We start from the raw sequence: 19,133 nt of genomic DNA on the forward strand, positions 1-19,133 counted from the left end.
TGATGCTCAAAGAATTAAAACTGTTATTCGTAATGAATATAGTAGTCACTCTTGAGACTTGATATTTCAAATTTTTTCCATCCGGAGATGGTTTGCGATATCAACCCTGCGAGTGCCCACACAGATTGTCTGATAAATTGTTAAAGAGCAGTGCAATCAGCAGCTTCGCTTGCTGTTGCGAGGTGGCGTATATTACGCTTTCCTCTCCCAGAGTCAACCCCGTTTTTCAGAAGTTTTTCTCCGGCGATTCGGAAGCGATTTAACGCATTCTGAACCGCCTGACACGCCGCTGTGTAAGCCGTTGTTCCGTCTCAGTGGTTGCGCATTATAGGGAGGCCACGCGGGATAGCAAGCAGAAATCTCAACTTTTTTGCCGCTTGCCGCAACTTCATACGAAACGCTGTTTTTTAACCCTGTTTAATGCGTTTTGGCAGATCTGCAAGGCTATTAATCACCCAATCCGCTGCCGCTTCGCCTTCTGCCGTAACCGGCTTACCGCTTCGCACCAGTACTTTCTTACCCACGCCGGCCGCTTTACCTGCCAGCATATCTTCAAGCTTGTCGCCTACTATATAAGAAGCAGACATATCAATATTCAGTTCCTGCTGTGCGGAGAGCAACATGCCCGGCTGTGGCTTACGGCAATCGCACTGCTGGCGGTATGCCTCATCCACCGCTTGCGGATGATGCGGGCAGAAATAGATACCATCAAGGTCGACGTCACGATCGGCCAGCGACCAGTCCATCCACTCGGTAAGCTTCATAAACTGATCTTCACTAAACATACCGCGCGCAATACCGGACTGATTAGTCACCAGTACCAGAGCGAAGCCCATTTTTTTAAGTTCACGCATCGCGTCAATAACGCCGTCGATAAACTGGAAGTTATCGATTTCATGGACATAGCCGTGATCGACATTCACGGTGCCATCACGATCGAGGAAAATTGCGGGTACAAGCTCTGCCACGTAGAAACTCCTGCTACTAAATTTGCTGCACAGTATCGCATGATTGCAATAAAAGAGAGAATGCCAGATTGAATGACTTCCATTGATTTAGACGTCTGGATGCCTTACCATCCATTCCAGTTTCGCGATAGCGAAGATTGACGACACGAAACGCCACGGACAACTTTCATCACGATAATAAATAAATCAATGATAAAACTTTCAAATATTACCAAAGTGTTCCAGCAAGGCTCACGCACCATTACAGCGCTGTCAGATGTCAGCCTGCATGTGCCTGGCGGACAAATTTACGGCGTCATCGGCGCATCGGGGGCTGGCAAAAGTACGCTGATCCGTTGTGTTAATCTGCTTGAACGCCCCTCCTCCGGTAGCGTACTGGTCGATGGTCAGGAACTGACCACGCTTTCCGAAAGCCAGCTGACCCATGCTCGTCGGCAGATTGGCATGATTTTCCAGCACTTTAATCTGCTGAACTCGCGTACGGTATTCGGCAATATCGCCCTGCCGCTGGAGTTAGGTAATCTTTCGCGCGATGAAATCAAACAACGGGTGACCGAATTACTCGATCTGGTTGGTCTGACGGATAAAAAAGATGTCTGGCCGGCCAATCTGTCTGGCGGCCAGAAACAGCGCGTGGCCATTGCCCGAGCCCTGGCCAGCAATCCCAAAGTATTACTGTGCGATGAGGCCACCAGCGCCCTCGATCCGGCAACCACCCGCTCTATTCTGGAGCTACTGAAAGACATTAACCGCCGTCTGGGCATTACCATTCTCTTGATCACCCATGAAATGGATGTGGTGAAACGCATCTGCGATCAGGTTGCGGTCATCAGTAATGGTGAGCTGATTGAAAAAGACAGCGTCAGTGAAGTGTTCTCGCATCCAAAGACTCCGCTGGCACAGCAGTTTATTCAGTCGACGCTGCATCTTGATATTCCACAGGACTATCTCGACCGCATGTCGCCTGAAGTTAAAGTCGATACCGTGCCGCTATTGCGTCTGGAGTTCACCGGTCAATCCGTCGATGCTCCTTTACTTTCAGAAGCAGCGCGTCGCTTTAATGTTAATAACAATATTATTAGCGCGCAGATGGATTACGCCGGTGGCGTGAAATTCGGCATTATGCTGGCGGAAATGGATGGCGAAGAGGCAGATACCGCCGCGGCTATCGCTTTCCTGCAGGAGCATCACGTGAAAGTTGAGGTACTGGGTTATGTCTGAGGCAATGATGTGGTTACTGGGCCGGGGCGTATGGGAAACCCTGATGATGACCTTTGTCTCTGGCTTTTTTGGTTTTGTACTGGGTCTGCCGGTTGGCGTACTGTTGTATATCACCCGTCCGGGACAAATTATCGAGAACGCAAAACTGTACCGCGTGTTGTCGGCAATGGTAAATATCTTCCGCTCGATTCCTTTTATTATCCTGCTGGTATGGATGATCCCCTTCACGCGGATGATCGTCGGCACCTCTATCGGGCTACAGGCCGCGATTGTGCCACTGACCGTCGGCGCCGCCCCGTTTATTGCGCGTATGGTGGAGAATACCCTGCTGGAACTGCCAACCGGGCTGATTGAAGCCTCGCGCGCCATGGGCGCCACGCCGCTGCAGATCATTCGTAAAGTGCTGTTGCCGGAAGCGCTGCCGGGCCTGGTGAATGCGGCGACCATTACGCTGATCACGCTGGTTGGTTACTCCGCTATGGGTGGCGCCGTCGGTGCTGGCGGTCTTGGTCAGATTGGCTATCAGTATGGTTATATCGGATACAACGCCACAGTAATGAATACGGTATTAGTATTGTTAGTGGTTTTGGTGTATTTGATTCAATTCTGTGGCGAGCGCATCGTACGTGCGGTAACCCACAAGTAAACACAAGCAACATCAATTTCATTTTGAAGGAACGGATATGTCTTTTAAATTTAAAACTCTCGCCGCTGTGGGTGCGCTGATCGGTTCTCTGGCGCTGGCAGGTTGTGGTCAGGAAGAGAAAGATCCAAACCACATTAAAGTGGGTGTCATTGTCGGTGCTGAGCAGCAGGTTGCTGAAATGGCGCAGAAAGTGGCAAAAGAGAAGTACGGCCTGGACGTTGAACTGGTTACCTTTAACGACTACGTACTGCCAAACGAAGCGCTGAGTAAAGGCGACATTGACGTCAACGCCTTCCAGCACAAACCTTACCTGGATCAGCAGATCAAAGACCGCGGTTACAAACTGGTCGCAGTAGGCAACAGCTTTGTCTACCCAATTGCCGGCTACTCAAAGAAAATCAAATCGCTGAGCGAACTGCAGGAAGGCGCTCAGGTAGCGATTCCTAACGACCCAACTAACCTTGGCCGCAGCCTGCTGCTGCTGCAGAAACAGGGTCTGATCAAACTGAAAGAAGGTGTTGGCCTGCTGCCAACCGCACTGGACGTGATCGACAACCCGAAAAAACTGAAACTGGTTGAGCTGGAAGCACCACAGCTGCCACGTTCGCTTGACGATCAGCAGATTGCGCTGGCGGTGATCAACACCACTTATGCCAGCCAGATCGGCCTGACGCCAGCGAAAGATGGCATCTTTGTTGAAGACAAACAGTCACCATACGTTAACCTGATCGTGGCTCGTGAAGATAACAAAGACGCGGAAAACGTGAAGAAATTCGTCCAGGCTTATCAGTCTGACGAAGTAAACGACGCAGCAAACAAAATCTTTAACGGTGGCGCAGTTAAAGGCTGGTAATTCTCCGCTTTAACCTACATCAACCGAGGGCGGCGGCAACGTCGCCCTTCTTTTTCGTCATCACATCGGTCTCATCCCGCTTCGCCGCTTGTCATTTCAACCATAGCTTGCTTCAATAACGCCACTTTTAAAAACATGAGGATTGTCCCATGCGTGTTATACCGCTCTGTTTGTTAGCGCTGTCGCTGGCAGGGTGTTCAACGCTGCACAAGTCACCAGAACCGATTCGCAGCTCAACCACGCAATCGACGCCGACTGAACCCGCGCACACCAAACCCGCTCCCCGTCCGCTGCCGGTCAAACTGTATACCAATGCTGAAGACCTGATCAGCAAGCCATTCCGTGACTTAGGCGAAGTTGCTGGTGATGACTGCCAGAGCAGCACGCAAGACTCGCCGCCTAATATTAATACCGCGCGTAAAAGAATGCAGATTCGCGCCGCAGCGATGAAGGCTAATGCGGTGCTGCTGCATAAGTGTGAAATCGTCAGCTCCTCTCAGGGGTGCTATCGCCAGGCTATCTGCCAGGGCTCAGCGCTGAAAGTCGCTGCGCAATGACCGCCTTTTCCTTCGAGCAAATCGGTGTTATCCGCTCTCCCTGGAAGGAAAAATTTGCCGTTCCACGCCAGCCGGGTTTGATTCAGGACGGCGGCGGCGAACTACATCTGCTGCCGCCCTACAATCAGGCGGAAGCGGTTCGCGGTCTGGAAGATTTCAGCCACCTTTGGCTGCTATTTATCTTTCATCAGACGATGGACGGCGGCTGGCGCCCGACGGTCAGACCACCCCGGCTGGGGGGGAATGCGCGAATGGGGGTGTTTGCCACCCGCTCGACCTTCCGCCCCAACCCGATAGGGATGTCGCTGGTTGAACTGCTGGATATCCGTTGCGAAAAAAACCGGGTGATCCTGCAGCTTGGCAGCCTTGATTTGGTCGATGGCACGCCGGTTGTCGATATCAAACCCTATCTGCCGTTCGCCGAGGCGTTACCTGATGCCCGCGCCGGTTTTGCCCGACATGCCCCGGCCGCCGATATGCCGGTAAGTTTCTCTGCCACCGCACAGCAACAAATTGCCCGGCAGCAACAGTGCTACCCGCATCTTGCGCGTTTTATTAGCCAGGTGCTGGCACAGGATCCCCGCCCCGCTTACCGTAAAGGTGAAGAGCCGGACCGCGAATATGCCGTCTGGTTACTGGAGTTTAATATACGCTGGCGTGTTACCGCCGCGGGAACCGAGGTTATTGCCGTCGATCCCCGCTAATATGTTGCGTGGGGGCCATTAATGGCCACAGTGTTGCAGTTATCCCCGCTGCAAATATTATGTCACCCTCTCTCTTTTGAGGATTCAGGCAGGCTGGTACACTAGCCGCCAGTGTTTTAGGTCAGTTTTCTTTCGTTTTTTTCCGCTTAAATGGAATCGTAACAACATGCGTACTAGTCAATATCTGCTCTCCACTCAAAAGGAGACTCCTGCCGATGCCGAAGTCATTAGCCACCAGCTGATGCTGCGCGCCGGGATGATCCGCAAGCTGGCATCCGGTCTTTACACCTGGTTGCCAACCGGTTTGCGCGTACTGAAGAAAGTTGAAAACATCGTGCGCGACGAAATGAACAACGCCGGTGCCATTGAGATCTCCATGCCGGTGGTGCAACCCGCCGACCTGTGGCAGGAGAGTGGACGTTGGGAGCAGTATGGCCCTGAGCTGCTGCGTTTTGTGGATCGCGGCGAGCGCCCTTTTGTGCTCGGTCCGACTCATGAAGAGGTGATCACCGACCTGATCCGTAACGAGCTGAGCTCTTACAAACAGTTGCCGCTGAACCTGTTCCAGATCCAGACTAAATTCCGCGATGAAGTGCGTCCGCGCTTTGGTGTAATGCGCGCACGCGAGTTCATCATGAAAGATGCTTACTCATTCCATACCAGCCAGGCATCGCTGCAGGAAACTTACGATACGATGTATCGCGCCTACAGCCAGAGTTTTAGCCGTATGGGGCTGGATTTCCGTGCGGTACAGGCGGATACCGGTTCTATCGGCGGCAGCGCCTCGCATGAATTCCAGGTGCTGGCACAGAGCGGTGAAGACGATATCGTCTTCTCCACCGCATCGGATTTTGCCGCCAATATTGAGCTGGCGGAAGCCATTGCGCCAGCAGGCGAACGTCCGGCCGCCACGCAGGAGATGCGTGAGATCGATACGCCGAATGCCAAAACCATCGCCGCGCTGGTTGAACAGTTTAATCTGCCAATCGAAAAAACCGTCAAGACGCTGCTGGTGAAAGCCACCAAAGAGAGCGGTCATTCCCTGGTGGCCCTGCTGGTGCGTGGCGATCATGAGCTGAATGAAGTGAAAGCGGAAAAAATCGCCATGGTTGCGGCTCCGCTGACCTTTGCTACTGAAGAAGAGATTCGTGCGGCAGTTGGCGCGGGCCCGGGGTCACTTGGTCCGGTTGGTCTGACGTTACCGATTGTGGCGGATCGTACCGTTGCCAAAATGAGCGATTTCAGCGCCGGCGCCAATGTTGACGGTAAGCACTTGGTTGGCATTAACTGGCTGCGTGATCTGCCAGAAGCACAGGTTGCCGATATCCGTAACGTGGTGGAAGGCGATGCCAGCCCGGATGGTAAGGGCACGCTGCTGATCAAACGTGGTATTGAAGTTGGTCATATTTTCCAGCTGGGCACCAAATACTCTGAAGCGATGAAAGCATCGGTTCAGGGGGAAGATGGTCGTAACCAGGTGATGACCATGGGCTGCTACGGTATTGGCATCAGCCGCATTGTCGCGGCCGCCATTGAGCAGAACCATGACGATCGCGGCATTATCTGGCCTGCGGCGCTGGCACCTTTCCAGGTCGCGATTCTGCCAATGAATATGCATAAATCTTTCCGCGTGAAAGATGTGGCGGAAGAGCTGTACACCACGCTGCGTGCCAAAGGTGTCGACGTGATCCTTGATGACCGTAAAGAGCGTCCGGGCGTGATGTTTGCCGATATGGAACTGATTGGCGTGCCGCACACCATCGTGATTGGTGACCGTAACCTCGATAGCGAAGAAATTGAGTATAAAGCGCGTCGTGAAGGGGAAAAACGGATGATCAAAACCAGTGAAATCGTTGATTTCCTGCTGGCTGAGATCAACAAATAATCTCTGCGGGCCGGTTTTTACCGGCCCGATTTTTAGCCTCACGTCCGCTGGCGCGTTAGCGGCATCAGCACATAGTGATGCTGCGCATCAACCAGCGCCTCCTCCCGGCTAATCATTTCCAGCCCGTTATCGGTAGCACGGAAGATCTGCTTTCTGCCGCCTGCTTCAATCAATGTCAGTCGGTCGGCGGTGCGCGCCCACTTACCATATTGCGCGGTGCGAATATTTCCGTTGCCCACCTGTCGTTGTTCCAGCACATAGCTGCCATCCTGCGCGAGAAACAACGACGCTTCCAGCGCCTGGCAATCATTACGACACGGCAGCATACCGCGATAGCTTTGCTGCATCGCTTGCAGCGGCGGCTGTGGCCCGGCGCTACGGTTGTGACAGCCAAATAAGCTGGCGAGCGCCAGCGTCGCCAGCATCACCAGGAAAATATTTTTCACCGCATCCCCCTATCCTCTACCGCCCGGGCGGTTTAGCACACTTTACCACGCAAGGTTTTGGTGGCGCTTTTGCGCGCTTTCCCCTCCAGCCGGCGTTTTTTTGACGCCAGCGTCGGACGAGTGGCGCGACGTTTTTTCTCCACCACGGTTAATTCGTTAATCAGATTTTCCAGCCGTTTCAGCGCCGCTTCGCGATTCAGCTCCTGGCTGCGATACTCCTGCGCTTTGATAATCACCACGCCGTCCGGCGTAATCAGGTGATGACTGACCGCTAACAGCCGCTCTTTATAAAACTCAGGCAGTGATGATGCGCGGATATCAAAGCGCAAATGAATTGCCGTGGAACTCTTATTCACATTCTGTCCGCCCGCGCCCTGCGCGCGGATGGCGGTAATCTCTAATTCAGCATCACTGATAGTAACGTTACGTGATAAAAAAATCATGGTACTTTGCCATTAATCAGCCAGTCAGTGAAGCGCACTTCCAGATGATTTTTATCGTCGGATAGCCAGATAGTGCCATCCTGCACGGTCGCCTGCAGCGTCATGTTACGCGCAGCAAAGGCAGTCAGCGCACTCAATTGCCGATCATCAAGAAAACGTACCGTCAGGTTTTGCTGCTGCGATAGCTTGCTTTGCTGTTGCTGCCACCAGATCTGCGCCGCACGGGCGTTATAGGTATACAGATATACGCAAGCGGAGCGGTTGCAGGCTTTTTTTATCCGCCGCTCCTCTGGCAAACCTAAATCGATCCACTCTTCGATGCCGTTATGGTCGTTCATGCGCCAGATTTCAGGTTCATCTTCAGCGCTGAGGCCGCGCGTAAACTGCAAACGCTCACTGGCATGGCATAACCACGCCAGCAGCCGCAGCATCAGACGCTCTTCGGTTTCCGATGGATGACGCGCCAGCGTCAGGCTGCTGTCGAGAAACACGTTGCGATCCATATCCGCGACATTAACGTTGGCTTTGTAAATCGTTGCTTTAAGTGCCATGAGATCCCTCATTATCAGATTAACCATTGTAACGCGCCGCGACAGCAAATCACCCTGCTACGGGCTGATTTCCCGTAAAAGCCTGTGGTATAGTCGCTTACTAGCCAAAGGGTTATGCTCTGAAGGAGGTGCATGTGCAAAAGTATTGTGAATTAGTTCGCCGTAAATATGCCGAGATAGGCAGTGGCGATCTGGGATACGTGCCGGACGCGATAGGTTGTGCGTTAAAAGCACTGGATGAGATAGCTGCTAATAGTGAGCTAAACTCTTCTATCAGGGAACAGGCAGCTTATGCTGCAGCAAACTTATTGGTGAGCGATTATGTTGACGAATGAAGCGTATAAACCGATCAATTGTGATGACTACGATAATCTCGAGCTCGCCTGCCAAAATAACTGGATGCTGTCGCTGGAATTAAAAAACGGCGAAAAGCTCAGCGCGAAGGCCACAGATATGGTGTCGCGGAAAAACGTCGAATATCTGGCAGTCGACCAGGCTGGCGAACAGCGCGAACTGCGACTGGACCATATTGCCAGTTTCAGCCACCCGAAGCTGGGAACGGTGGTGGTCAGCGAGTCTGATTAAACATGCGGGCGGAAACTCTTCCGCCCCTGCCCTTTCACGGCTGCAGGCTGCCATAATACGCCGATAAATCCGCCATATCCTGATCGCTTAATCCGGCGACAAACGCCTTCATCACCTCCGCCTGACCGCCACTGCGTTCGCCTTTTTTATATGCCTGTAGCGCGTGCAGCAGGTAGTCGCTGTGCTGTCCCGCCAGGTTCGGGTAGAGCGGGACTGAGGCTTTGCCTTGCGCGCCATGGCAGGCGAGACAGGTGGCGGATTTTTGCTGACCGGCGGCGATATCCCCGGCGGCCAGCGCCGGGAGAGTGCTGCATGCCAGCAGCAGTAACCAAAGGCGCTTGTTCATCATGGCTCTCTTTTGCTTATTCGGCTAACCAGCTGATGCACCAGCTGTTGTTATCTGCGGCGCGTCCTTCATGGGTAATAAACACCCCCAGTGCGGCAATTAATTGTTCACCATAAAACAGCAGCGGCGTACGTTCCCGCTGCCAGACCGGGATGGCGAATTCCTGCCATAACTTCTTGATTGCCCGGCCACCCGCGCGACCGACAATATGAAAGTCACCCTGAGCATAAAAACGAATCGTCACCACTTCATTTGCGCGCGGCTGCCGCAATTCAATCCCCGCGTCAGCGACGCGCAGCACCCCGAGTTGCTGCGGCAACGCCAGCGGTTGCCACGGGCTGAGCCATGGGATCACGCAGTCACGCAGCGAAGGACGCAGCGGCAGCCAGTATAGCGCCTGGCGATAGCGACGAATTTCGTTATCGCCGAGACGGAGAGCCGGCGCGGCATCTTCGCGACTGTTGACCACTTCACGCCAGATACGCTGCAGCGCAGCGCGCGACGGCATCAATCCCCCCTGGCTACTAATCCAGCGACGCAACAGCGCATAGCGCCGCACATCACTAAGCGGTTGTAGTGGTGCGATTAACAGTGAACCATCGGGCTGCAACAGCGCCGCCAGCGACTCGGCCAGTAGCTCGTCCAGCAACTGCTCCTGTTCGCCACAAAGTGCGGCGCTGCGTGCCGTGGCTTGCGCAAAGTGCGGCCAGCGCTGATTCAGTAGCGGCAACACCTGCTGGCGCAGGAAGTTACGGTCATAGCGCAGGTCCTGATTGCTTTCATCTTCAATCCAGCTCAGCTGATGCTGTTGTGCCCACGCCTCCAGCTGCTGCCGGCTGCTGGTCAGTAATGGCCGTAGTAACTGATTGTCGCCCAGCGCCATACTGGCCGGCATCGCCGATAGCCCGGCCGGACCACTGCCGCGCTTTAATGCCAGCAGCAGGGTTTCACACTGGTCATCAATATGCTGCGCCGTCAGCAGGGTTTCCCCTGGCTGCAGATGACGCCGGAAAGCAGCATAGCGTGCGGTACGCGCGGCGGCTTCTATGCCCTGCTCGCGGCCATCCACCTGCACATGTTCAACCAGTAACGGCAGTTGCCAGAGCTGACACTGCTGCTGACAATGCTGCCGCCAGCCGTCGGCAAAAGGGCTCAGACCATGATGAATATGAATGGCGCGCAGTTGCAGCGCCGGATGAGCGGCGCGCAGCTGTACCAGCAGATGAAGCAATACGGTGGAATCCAGCCCGCCACTGTAGGCCACCAGCAGGCGTGAATGCCCGGCTAACTGTGCGTCGAGAGTGGAAAGCAGTGGCATGGCGATGTCAGCAACCTCGGATAACCCGGTGAAAGTCAGCGGGTATTCTACGCCTGATACAGTTCCAGCGGCAAACCGTCGGGATCGTTAAAAAAGGTAAAGCGCTTGCCGGTCACGGGATCAACGCGAATCGGCTCACAGAGCACGCCGCGATCCGCCAGCAGCGCAAAAGCGCGATCGAGATCATCAACGCTAAATGCCAGATGGCGCAGACCACAGGCTTCAGGATGGCTAACCCGCGCCGGAGGATGCGGGAAGGAGAACAGTTCAATGGTATATTGCCCGTTCAGCGCCAAATCCCCTTTCCATGAATGCCGCTGCTCTCGGTACACCTCATCCAGCAGCGTAAAACCGAGAATATCGCAGTAGAAGGCTTTACTGCGTGCATAGTCGGTGGCGATGATAGCAATATGGTGAACCTGCTTTAATCCCAGCATGATAAGTCCTTAACTGATAAGCCATTACCAGCACCATACCTGCTGCAGGTGCCGGCAACAAGGGGAGGAAATACCGATTTACAGCGTTAGCGGATTTTTCAATACCCGTACCAGATAGCGCCCTTCATCGGTAAGTTTCGCGCCATGAATATCTGTTTCAAAGCCCGGATAGTGCTCACCAATGGTACAGAGCATCAGCAGAAAATCGAGCACCGCGCGACTTTCGGCAGTGATCATCTCACCCGGCATCACCAGCGGCACGCCGGGCGGGTATGGCAGGATCATATTCGCCGAGACGCGGCCTACCAGCTGGCTGATATCGACAGTTTCCACATTGCCTTTTACCTGCTGCTGGAACATCTGATGCGGGGTCATTTTCATTTCCGGCAGAACATCAAAGGCCTGTAGCATCAGGCGCGGCAAATCGTGCTGACGGATCAGCGTATGGATCCCCTGCGCCAGCGTCTGAATACGCATATTGCGGTAGAAGTCAGGATCTTCGGCATACAGATCCGGCAGCATATTTTGCACCCGCAGATTCAGATCGTAAGCGCGCTTAAACTCGGTCAGCCCGCGTAGCAGGCTCATGGCTTTGGTTTTATCAATGCCAATACTGAACAGGAACAGCAGATTATAAGGCCCGGTTTTCTCTACCACCACACCGCGCTCATCAAGGTATTTCGCCACCAGCGCCGCCGGGATCCCCTCATCGGCCATCACTCCCTGTTGGCTCATTCCGGGCGTCAAAATGGTAACTTTAATCGGATCGAGATACATATGATCGTGATCGGCATCGATAAAGCCGTGCCAGCTGTCACCCGGCTCAATTGGCCAGCATTCGGCCTGATCCACCGCTTCCGGCTGCCAGATATCAAAAAACCAGCCTTCGCACTCTTCCCGCAAGCGTTGCACTTCACGACGAAAATGCAGTGCGCGCTCCACCGAGCGATTAATCAGCCGTTTGCCCGGATTGCCACGCAGCATCGCCGCTGCGGTTTCAATGGAAGCGACAATCGCATAATTTGGCGAGGTGGTGGTATGCATCATGTAGGCTTCATTAAACGTCTGCTCGTCATAATCGCCTTTAATATGAATCAGCGAAGCCTGCGAGAATGCCGCCAGCAGTTTATGAGTCGACTGGGTTTCGTAAATCACTTTACCCGGCGTACGTTCGCCGCTCATACCGCTTTTACCGGCATAGATCGGATGAAAATTGGTATAGGGAACCCAGGCGGAATCAAAGTGGATGGAGGGCACATCCAGCGTCTGTTTGATGTAGCGGGTGTTATACAGCAGGCCATCATAGGTGGAGTTGGTTATCACCGCATGTACCGGCCAGCTGGCGCGCGCTGTCTGCTCCACTTTGCGGGCAATACTGTCGCGACTGAACTCTTTCTGCGGGATCCCCCCCAGGATACCCAGCGGGTTACGGGTTGGCTTCAACCAGATCGGCACAATATCGCTCATCATCAGCAGATGGGTCAGCGACTTATGGCAGTTACGGTCAATCAGCACCGTGCTGCCCGCTGGCGCGGCATACATACCAACAATTTTGTTGGAGGTGGAGGTGCCGTTGGTCACCATATAACTCTGTTCAGCGCCAAAGGTACGCGCCACATACTCTTCGGCTTCCAGATGCGGACCGGTATGGTCGAGCAGTGACCCGAGTTCGGTGACCGAGATAGAAACATCAGCCTTCAGGGTATTGGCGCCAAAGAAATCATAAAACAGGGTGCCGACCGGGCTTTTCTGAAAGGCGGTACCCGCCATATGACCCGGGGTACAGAAGGTGTATTTCCCCTCTTTTACATAGGTAAACAGCGCGCGCGTCAGCGGCGGCGTAATGGTATCAATATATTCATTGGTGTACTGGCGGATGCGCTGCGCAATATCCTCTGCGGCATTCAGCGCATATTCAAAAAACCATAGCGCCATGCGCATCTCATTGATGCTGACATCAAGCTGTGAGTGGGTGTTGATAAAGGCATACAGCGGCAGGTATTCATTGAGCTGGTTGATTTCGCTGCACAGGTCGAGACTGTATTCATCCCAGTCGAAGATCACGCCGCAAATACGTGAATTGTGTTCAATTAGCTTAAGCAGGTCATCGGCATTTTTCGGATAAATAAGCTGAAATCCCTGCGCGCAGAGGGCGGTGTCAAGTTCCCGGATCGGCTGGTCTTTATAGAAAACGTCGTGCGGTCCCATGATCGCGATGATATTCAATGCACATCTCCTGGTGAATTTGCTGCCAGCGCTAAGCATAGCGGATTGCAACCCGCACCACGATCGGACAAAGATGGATAACTGATGGCGGGCCAGTAGTCCTTCCGGCCCGCGGGGGGTTATTTAGTCGCTGGCAGGGTTACCCAATAGCCAGGCTTATACTCCACCGGCAGAAAACGCTGATGGAACTCACGGAAAGTGGCGTCCGGATCGAGATCTTTAAACAGGTCGGGATGCATCCATTTGGCTAATGCCTGGATGGCGACAAACTGATACGGGCTGTCATAGAATTGATGCCAGATAGCATGAGCATTTCCATTGCTGGCCACCGGCAGGGTCTTAAATGCTGAGCGCGCCATTAGCGCCTGCAGACGCTGGATCGCCAGTTTCTCATCCGCTCCCGGGCCAACGCCAACCCAGCCATTGGCAGTATTGTAGTTCTTCCAGTTGGCACCGGTCACCACCACTACGTCAGGACGGGCGCTGATAATCTGCTCAGGGTTCAGCGTACCGAAGGTACCGGGGATCAGATCTTTGGCAATATTGTCACCGCCAGCCACTTCCACCATGCGGCCAAAGTTTTCATCGCCAAATGACATACAGCACTCTTCGGTATAACCGCCGGCGCGGTCGATCATCACTTTCGGACGCGGGCCCTGGTAATTCTTCAGGCGATTGACCACCCGATCGATCTGCTGCTGACGGAAATCGATGATCTGCTGAGCGCGCTGCGGCTTATTCACCAGCTGGCCCATAATGCGAATGCTTTTTTCTGCATTTTCAAACGGCTTTTCGCGAAAATCGATAAACACCACCGGGATCCCGACGCCAGCCAGTTTTTCGATCAGTTTTGATTCGTCGGTAGCCGCCTTCGACTCAAGGTTCATCAATACCAGGTCCGGCTTTAAGGTCAGCGCCTGCTCGACATTGAAGGTGCCATCTTTGGCGCCGCCAAAGGTCGGCAGTGAAGTGATCTGCGGATATTTCGTCGCATAGATCTGATAGCTGTCAAAATCGGCTTTCGGTAAATCGTCACGCCAGCCGACGACGCGTTTAAAAGGCGCATCGGTATCAAAAGCCGCCAGTAAATAGATCTGACGGCCTTCGCCGAGAATAATGCGTTTCACTTCTGATTTAATTTCAACTTTACGGCCGCTAACATCTTCGACCACAAAAGGGACAGCCAGCGCGTTATGCGCCAGTGCCAGCGCCGCCAGCAACAGCGCGATGCGACTCCACAGGTATTGCATGATTAACCTCTAAAAGAAAATGATTATTATTATCAAAAAGCGACAGCATCTTATCCGCAGATAAAAGCGTGAGCAATCAGTTTCTTTGGGTGACTATCAGCAAAGGGGAGCGGCAGGGGGGAAGCAACACTCCCTTCCCCCATTACGGGGGAAGGGCCGATAAACTCAGGCGTAGCCGTAGCTCATCAGGCGCTGATAACGACGGTTAAGCAGCTCCTCGGTATTCAGCACATCAAGATCGGCCAGATCGGCCAGCAGCTGCGCTTTTAACGACGCGGCCACGGCGATCGGGTTACGGTGCGCAGCGCCCAGCGGCTCCGGGATCACGGTATCGATCAGTTTCAGCTCTTTCAGGCGCGGCGCGGTAATGCCCATCGCTTCTGCAGCCAGCGGCGCTTTGTCCGCGCTTTTCCACAGAATTGATGCGCAGCCTTCCGGTGAAATCACCGAGTAGGTGCTGTACTGCAACATATTCACTTTGTCGCCAACACCAATCGCCAGTGCGCCACCGGAACCACCTTCGCCGATAACGGTACAGATCACCGGCACTTTCAGGCCAGACATCTCACGCAAGTTACGGGCAATCGCTTCAGACTGGCCGCGTTCTTCCGCACCAACACCAGGATACGCGCCCGGAGTGTCGATAAAGGTCAGAATCGGCATCCTGAAACGCTCAGCCATCTCCATCAGGCGCAGCGCTTTGCGATAGCCTTCTGGCGCCGGCATACCGAAGTTGCGACGAATTTTCTCTTTGGTTTCGCGGCCTTTCTGATGACCAATGATCATCACCGGACGACCGTCCAGACGAGCAATACCGCCAACAATCGCTTTATCATCTGCATAAGCACGATCGCCAGCCAACTCGTCAAAGTCGGTAAACACGTTGCGGACATAGTCCAGCGTGTATGGACGCAGCGGATGACGCGCTAACTGCGCGATCTGCCAGGCCCCCAAATCTGAGAAGATTTTACGTGTCAGCTCAACGCTTTTCTCGCGCAGGCGCTGCACTTCTTCATCCAGATTAATATCCAGTTTTTCATCCTGACGGCTAACCGCAGTCAGCGAATCGATCTTCGCTTCCAGTTCTGCGATTGGCTGTTCGAAATCCAGGTAATTAAGACTCATAATATTCCTGTTTTAGTCAAACTCCAGTTCCACCTGCTCCGATCCTATCAACGAACGTAGATCGTTAAGTAAACGATCGCTGGGCGACACGCGCCAGGCTGCGCCAAAGCGCAACTTCGCCCGCGCATCCTCTCTCTGATAGTAGAGATGTACCGGAATGGTTCCCGAACGATGGGGTTCCAGGGATTGACGGAGACGGTTCAAAAGCTGGTCATCAATTTGCCTGTCAGTCAGCGAGATAGCAAGCCCGCGCGCATATTTTTCGCGTGCTTCATCAATGTCCATCAGTTCGCGGGCGGTCATCTTAAGGCCACCACTGAAGTCATCAAAGCTGACCTGTCCGCTGACGATCAGGATACGGTCTTTCTCCAGCAAGTGCTGGTATTTATCTAACGCATCTGTGAACAACATCACTTCCAGACGACCAGAACGGTCATCCAGCGTGCAGATGCCAATACGGTTACCGCGTTTTGTGACCATCACGCGGGCCGCCACCACCAGACCGGCTGCCGTGGTAACTTTACCACGATCGGTCGGGTGCATGTCTTTCAGGCGCGTACCGCCAACGTAGCGCTCAATTTCTTTCAGGTACTGGTTGATCGGATGACCGGTGAGATATAACCCTAAGGTTTCACGCTCACCATCCAGCTGAATCTGTTCCGGCCACGGCGTGACGTCGGCATACGACTTCTCCACCTGCTCCGGCGCTTCCGCCAGCACGCCGAACATATCGGCCTGACCAATGGCTTCCGCTTTGGCATGCTGATCGGCCGCTTTCAGCGCGTCGCCGAGCGCACTCATCAGCGCGGCGCGGTGTGGTCCAAGGCGGTCGAATGCCCCGGACATAATCAGCTTTTCCAGTACCCGTCGGTTCAGTTTTTTCGTGTCGGTACGCGCGCAGAGATCAAACAGTTCGCGGAAATACCCGCCCTCGTTACGCGCTTCAAGGATCGCCTCAATCGGCCCTTCGCCGACGCCTTTAATTGCGCCGATACCGTAGACGATCTCACCATCGTTATTCACGTGGAAGTGATACAGCCCGGAGTTAATATCCGGCGGCAGGATTTTTAATCCCATACGCCAGCACTCATCCACCAACGAAACCACTTTTTCGGTGTTATCCATATCGGCGGTCATTACCGCCGCCATAAACTCGGCCGGATAGTGCGCCTTTAGCCACAGGGTCTGATAAGAGACCAGCGCGTAAGCGGCGGAGTGCGATTTGTTAAACCCGTAACCGGCGAACTTCTCTACCAGGTCGAAGATTTTTACCGACAATTCACCGTCGATGCCGCGCGATTTGGCGCCGTCTTCAAAGCCGCCGCGCTGTTTGGCCATCTCGACCGGATTCTTTTTACCCATCGCACGACGCAGCATATCCGCGCCGCCAAGGCTGTAACCGGCCAGCACCTGGGCAATCTGCATTACCTGTTCCTGATACAGAATAATGCCGTAGGTCGGTTCCAGTACCGGTTTCAGCGACTCATGCTGCCACTGAATATCCGGATAGGAGATGGCTTCGCGACCATGCTTACGGTCAATAAAGTTATCTACCATCCCCGACTGCAGCGGTCCCGGACGGAACAGCGCCACCAGAGCGATCATATCTTCGAAGCAGTCAGGCTTCAGGCGCTTGATCAGGTCTTTCATACCGCGCGATTCAAGCTGGAACACCGCGGTGGTTTCCGAGCGCTGCAGCATGTCGAAGCTTTTTTTATCTTCCAGCGGGATAGCGGCGATATCGATCGGCGGCTCACCCTGCTTTTCACGCCGGGCGTTAATCATTTTTAACGCCCAGTCGATTATCGTCAGGGTACGCAGGCCGAGGAAGTCAAACTTCACCAGACCGGCGTACTCGACGTCGTTCTTATCAAACTGGGTAACCGGATGATTACCGTTTTCATCGCAATAAAGCGGCGCAAAATCGGTAATTTTGGTCGGCGCAATCACCACACCACCGGCGTGTTTACCGGCGTTACGCGTGACGCCTTCCAGCTTACGCGCCATATCAATCAGCGCTTTAACCTCTTCATCCGCCTCGTAGATTTCCGGCAGCTGCGGTTCCGCTGCAAAGGCTTTCTCCAGCGTCATTCCCGGATCGGGCGGCACCAGTTTGGAGATCCGATCGACAAAGCCGTACGGATGCCCCAGTACCCGGCCAACGTCGCGGATCACCGCTTTTGCCGCCATGGTACCAAAGGTAATAATCTGCGATACCGCTTCGCGCCCGTACATATCGGCGACGTGCTCAATCACCAGGTCGCGTTTTTCCATGCAGAAGTCGACGTCAAAGTCGGGCATCGAAACACGTTCCGGGTTGAGGAAGCGTTCGAACAGCAGGTCAAACTCCAGCGGGTCGAGGTCGGTAATTTTCAGCGCATAGGCCACCAGCGAACCGGCGCCGGAACCACGTCCAGGCCCAACCGGCACGCCATTATCCTTCGACCACTGGATAAACTCCATCACGATCAGGAAGTAACCGGGGAAGCCCATCTGGTTGATAACCTTTAGCTCGATATCGAGACGGTCGTCATACTCCGGACGTTTTTCCACGCGCTCCTGCGGATCCGGGAACAGAAACTCGAGACGATCTTCCAGCCCCGCCCTGGATTTCATTACCAGGAAATCTTCAGTGCTCATCTCACCGGTCGGGAACTGCGGCAGGAAGTACTCGCCGAGGCGGATGGTGACGTTACAACGCTTAGCAATCTCTACGCTGTTTTCCAGCGCTTCCGGGATGTCCGAGAACAGCTCGCACATCTCCTCTTCACTGCGCATATATTGCTGAGAACTGTAATTGCGCGGGCGCTTTGGATCATCCAGCGTAAAGCCGTCATGGATCGCCACGCGGATCTCGTGAGCGTCAAAATCTTCAGCGTTAATAAAACAGACTTCATTGGTCGCCACCACCGGAATGCCTTCGGCAATCGCCAGCTCTACGGCGGCGTGCAGATAGCTCTCTTCGTCCGGGCGACCGGTACGGATCAGCTCCAGATAGTAACGATTGGGGAAGTGCTGCTGATAAAACGCCAGGCATTGCGATACCAGCGCCGGGTTGCCGCGCAGCAGGCTTTTGCCCACATCGCCACGGCGCCCGCCGGACAGCAGAATCATCCCTTCCTGCAGCTCCATCAGCCAGTCGCGGTCGATAATTGGCCCCGCCGCGCCGTAACCCCGCTGATAAGCTCGCGAGATCAGCAAGGTCAGGTTCTGATAACCGATGTTATTGGCCGCCAGCACGGTGATATGCGTCAGTTCATCGCCCATCAGTTCGCTGGAGACCAGGAAATCAGCACCGATAATCGGTTTTACGCCAGCGCCATGGGCACTGCCATAAAACTTCACCAGACCGCACAGGTTGGTGAAGTCGGTAATGGCGACCGCTGGCATACCGAGCGCCGCCGTTTTTTTCACCAATGGCGCAGTCTTGGCGAGTCCATCGATCATGGAGTAGTCGCTGTGGACGCGCAGGTGAATAAAACGTGGTTCAGCCATAAATATTTCCAGCTCCGGTCAAAACGTATATCGGGTAGTTAAGCGAGCGGCATCGATCTATGCCGTCCGCTGCGCAT

General features: G+C 54.1%; 19 protein-coding genes. 8 read left to right on the forward strand and 11 right to left on the reverse strand.

The window, feature by feature from the left end:
- Positions 1 to 407: 407 nt before the first annotated feature.
- Positions 408 to 968 carry a D-glycero-beta-D-manno-heptose 1,7-bisphosphate 7-phosphatase gene (gene gmhB / locus JWF83_RS09685; RefSeq protein WP_413650001.1) on the reverse strand — a complete coding sequence of 187 codons (561 nt, stop codon included), beginning with the start codon at positions 966 to 968 and terminating at the stop codon, positions 408 to 410.
- A gap of 189 nt (positions 969 to 1,157) precedes the next feature.
- Between gmhB and metN the strand changes: the two genes are divergently transcribed.
- From metN to proS, 6 genes are all read left to right on the forward strand, one after another.
- Entirely contained in the window at positions 1,158 to 2,189 is a 1,032-nt protein-coding gene (metN, locus tag JWF83_RS09690) for a methionine ABC transporter ATP-binding protein MetN (RefSeq protein ID WP_413650002.1), read from the forward strand.
- Positions 2,182 to 2,835, forward strand: a complete 654-nt coding sequence (locus JWF83_RS09695) for a methionine ABC transporter permease MetI (RefSeq protein ID WP_413650003.1) — start codon at positions 2,182 to 2,184, stop codon at positions 2,833 to 2,835. The genes metN and JWF83_RS09695 overlap by 8 nt, the downstream gene beginning before the upstream one ends.
- Positions 2,836 to 2,872: 37 nt before the next feature.
- A complete protein-coding gene (locus JWF83_RS09700) occupies positions 2,873 to 3,688 on the forward strand; it encodes a MetQ/NlpA family lipoprotein (RefSeq protein ID WP_413650004.1) in 816 nt (271 codons plus the stop codon).
- A gap of 149 nt (positions 3,689 to 3,837) precedes the next feature.
- Positions 3,838 to 4,245 carry an Rcs stress response system protein RcsF gene (gene rcsF, locus JWF83_RS09705; protein WP_413650005.1) on the forward strand — a complete coding sequence of 136 codons (408 nt, stop codon included), beginning with the start codon at positions 3,838 to 3,840 and terminating at the stop codon, positions 4,243 to 4,245.
- The gene (gene tsaA, locus JWF83_RS09710; protein WP_413650006.1) at positions 4,242 to 4,949 is read left to right on the forward strand and encodes a tRNA (N6-threonylcarbamoyladenosine(37)-N6)-methyltransferase TrmO; all 708 of its coding nucleotides are present in this window, start codon (positions 4,242 to 4,244) and stop codon (positions 4,947 to 4,949) included. Before rcsF ends, tsaA begins: the two co-directional genes overlap by 4 nt.
- 166 nt (positions 4,950 to 5,115) lie before the next feature.
- Positions 5,116 to 6,834: a proline--tRNA ligase gene (gene proS / locus JWF83_RS09715; RefSeq protein WP_413650007.1), complete on the forward strand. Its 1,719-nt coding sequence runs from the start codon at positions 5,116 to 5,118 to the stop codon at positions 6,832 to 6,834.
- Positions 6,835 to 6,872: 38 nt separating this feature from the next.
- On the opposite strand, the gene JWF83_RS09720 is transcribed toward proS, so the two are convergent.
- Genes JWF83_RS09720 through JWF83_RS09730 form a run of 3 tightly spaced genes read right to left on the reverse strand, consistent with a single transcriptional unit; the run spans position 6,873 to position 8,274 of the window.
- The gene (locus tag JWF83_RS09720) at positions 6,873 to 7,280 is read right to left on the reverse strand and encodes a copper resistance protein NlpE N-terminal domain-containing protein (protein WP_413650008.1); all 408 of its coding nucleotides are present in this window, start codon (positions 7,278 to 7,280) and stop codon (positions 6,873 to 6,875) included.
- Between the two features lie 32 nt (positions 7,281 to 7,312).
- Positions 7,313 to 7,723: an alternative ribosome rescue aminoacyl-tRNA hydrolase ArfB gene (gene arfB, locus JWF83_RS09725; protein WP_413650009.1), complete on the reverse strand. Its 411-nt coding sequence runs from the start codon at positions 7,721 to 7,723 to the stop codon at positions 7,313 to 7,315.
- Entirely contained in the window at positions 7,720 to 8,274 is a 555-nt protein-coding gene (locus tag JWF83_RS09730) for a YaeQ family protein (protein ID WP_413650010.1), read from the reverse strand. The genes arfB and JWF83_RS09730 overlap by 4 nt, the downstream gene beginning before the upstream one ends.
- Before the next feature lie 134 nt (positions 8,275 to 8,408).
- Between JWF83_RS09730 and JWF83_RS09735 the strand changes: the two genes are divergently transcribed.
- Together JWF83_RS09735 and rof are read left to right on the forward strand one after the other, a co-directional pair.
- Positions 8,409 to 8,609: a YaeP family protein gene (locus JWF83_RS09735; RefSeq protein ID WP_413650011.1), complete on the forward strand. Its 201-nt coding sequence runs from the start codon at positions 8,409 to 8,411 to the stop codon at positions 8,607 to 8,609.
- Positions 8,596 to 8,859 carry a Rho-binding antiterminator gene (gene rof, locus JWF83_RS09740; RefSeq protein ID WP_413650012.1) on the forward strand — a complete coding sequence of 88 codons (264 nt, stop codon included), beginning with the start codon at positions 8,596 to 8,598 and terminating at the stop codon, positions 8,857 to 8,859. The genes JWF83_RS09735 and rof overlap by 14 nt, the downstream gene beginning before the upstream one ends.
- Positions 8,860 to 8,893: 34 nt before the next feature.
- On the opposite strand, the gene JWF83_RS09745 is transcribed toward rof, so the two are convergent.
- From JWF83_RS09745 to dnaE, 7 genes are all read right to left on the reverse strand, one after another.
- Entirely contained in the window at positions 8,894 to 9,208 is a 315-nt protein-coding gene (locus tag JWF83_RS09745; RefSeq protein WP_413650013.1) for a c-type cytochrome, read from the reverse strand.
- Positions 9,209 to 9,221: 13 nt separating this feature from the next.
- Positions 9,222 to 10,523 carry a tRNA lysidine(34) synthetase TilS gene (tilS, locus tag JWF83_RS09750; protein ID WP_413650014.1) on the reverse strand — a complete coding sequence of 434 codons (1,302 nt, stop codon included), beginning with the start codon at positions 10,521 to 10,523 and terminating at the stop codon, positions 9,222 to 9,224.
- 47 nt (positions 10,524 to 10,570) lie between these two features.
- Positions 10,571 to 10,960 (reverse strand): VOC family protein, encoded by a 390-nt coding sequence (locus JWF83_RS09755; RefSeq protein ID WP_413650015.1) that lies wholly within the window; start codon positions 10,958 to 10,960, stop codon positions 10,571 to 10,573.
- Positions 10,961 to 11,038: 78 nt separating this feature from the next.
- A complete protein-coding gene (locus tag JWF83_RS09760) occupies positions 11,039 to 13,186 on the reverse strand; it encodes a lysine decarboxylase LdcC (protein WP_413650016.1) in 2,148 nt (715 codons plus the stop codon).
- A gap of 119 nt (positions 13,187 to 13,305) precedes the next feature.
- A complete protein-coding gene (locus tag JWF83_RS09765; protein WP_413650017.1) occupies positions 13,306 to 14,436 on the reverse strand; it encodes an ABC transporter substrate-binding protein in 1,131 nt (376 codons plus the stop codon).
- 165 nt (positions 14,437 to 14,601) lie between these two features.
- Positions 14,602 to 15,561: an acetyl-CoA carboxylase carboxyl transferase subunit alpha gene (accA, locus tag JWF83_RS09770; RefSeq protein ID WP_413650018.1), complete on the reverse strand. Its 960-nt coding sequence runs from the start codon at positions 15,559 to 15,561 to the stop codon at positions 14,602 to 14,604.
- Between the two features lie 12 nt (positions 15,562 to 15,573).
- Complete coding sequence (gene dnaE / locus JWF83_RS09775) at positions 15,574 to 19,056, reverse strand: DNA polymerase III subunit alpha (protein ID WP_413650019.1); 3,483 nt, start codon at positions 19,054 to 19,056, stop codon at positions 15,574 to 15,576.
- Between the last annotated feature and the right edge of the window lie 77 nt (positions 19,057 to 19,133).

It is taken from the genome of Pantoea sp. B65 (genome assembly GCF_047308185.1).
Taxonomy (GTDB): Bacteria; Pseudomonadota; Gammaproteobacteria; order Enterobacterales; family Enterobacteriaceae; genus Erwinia.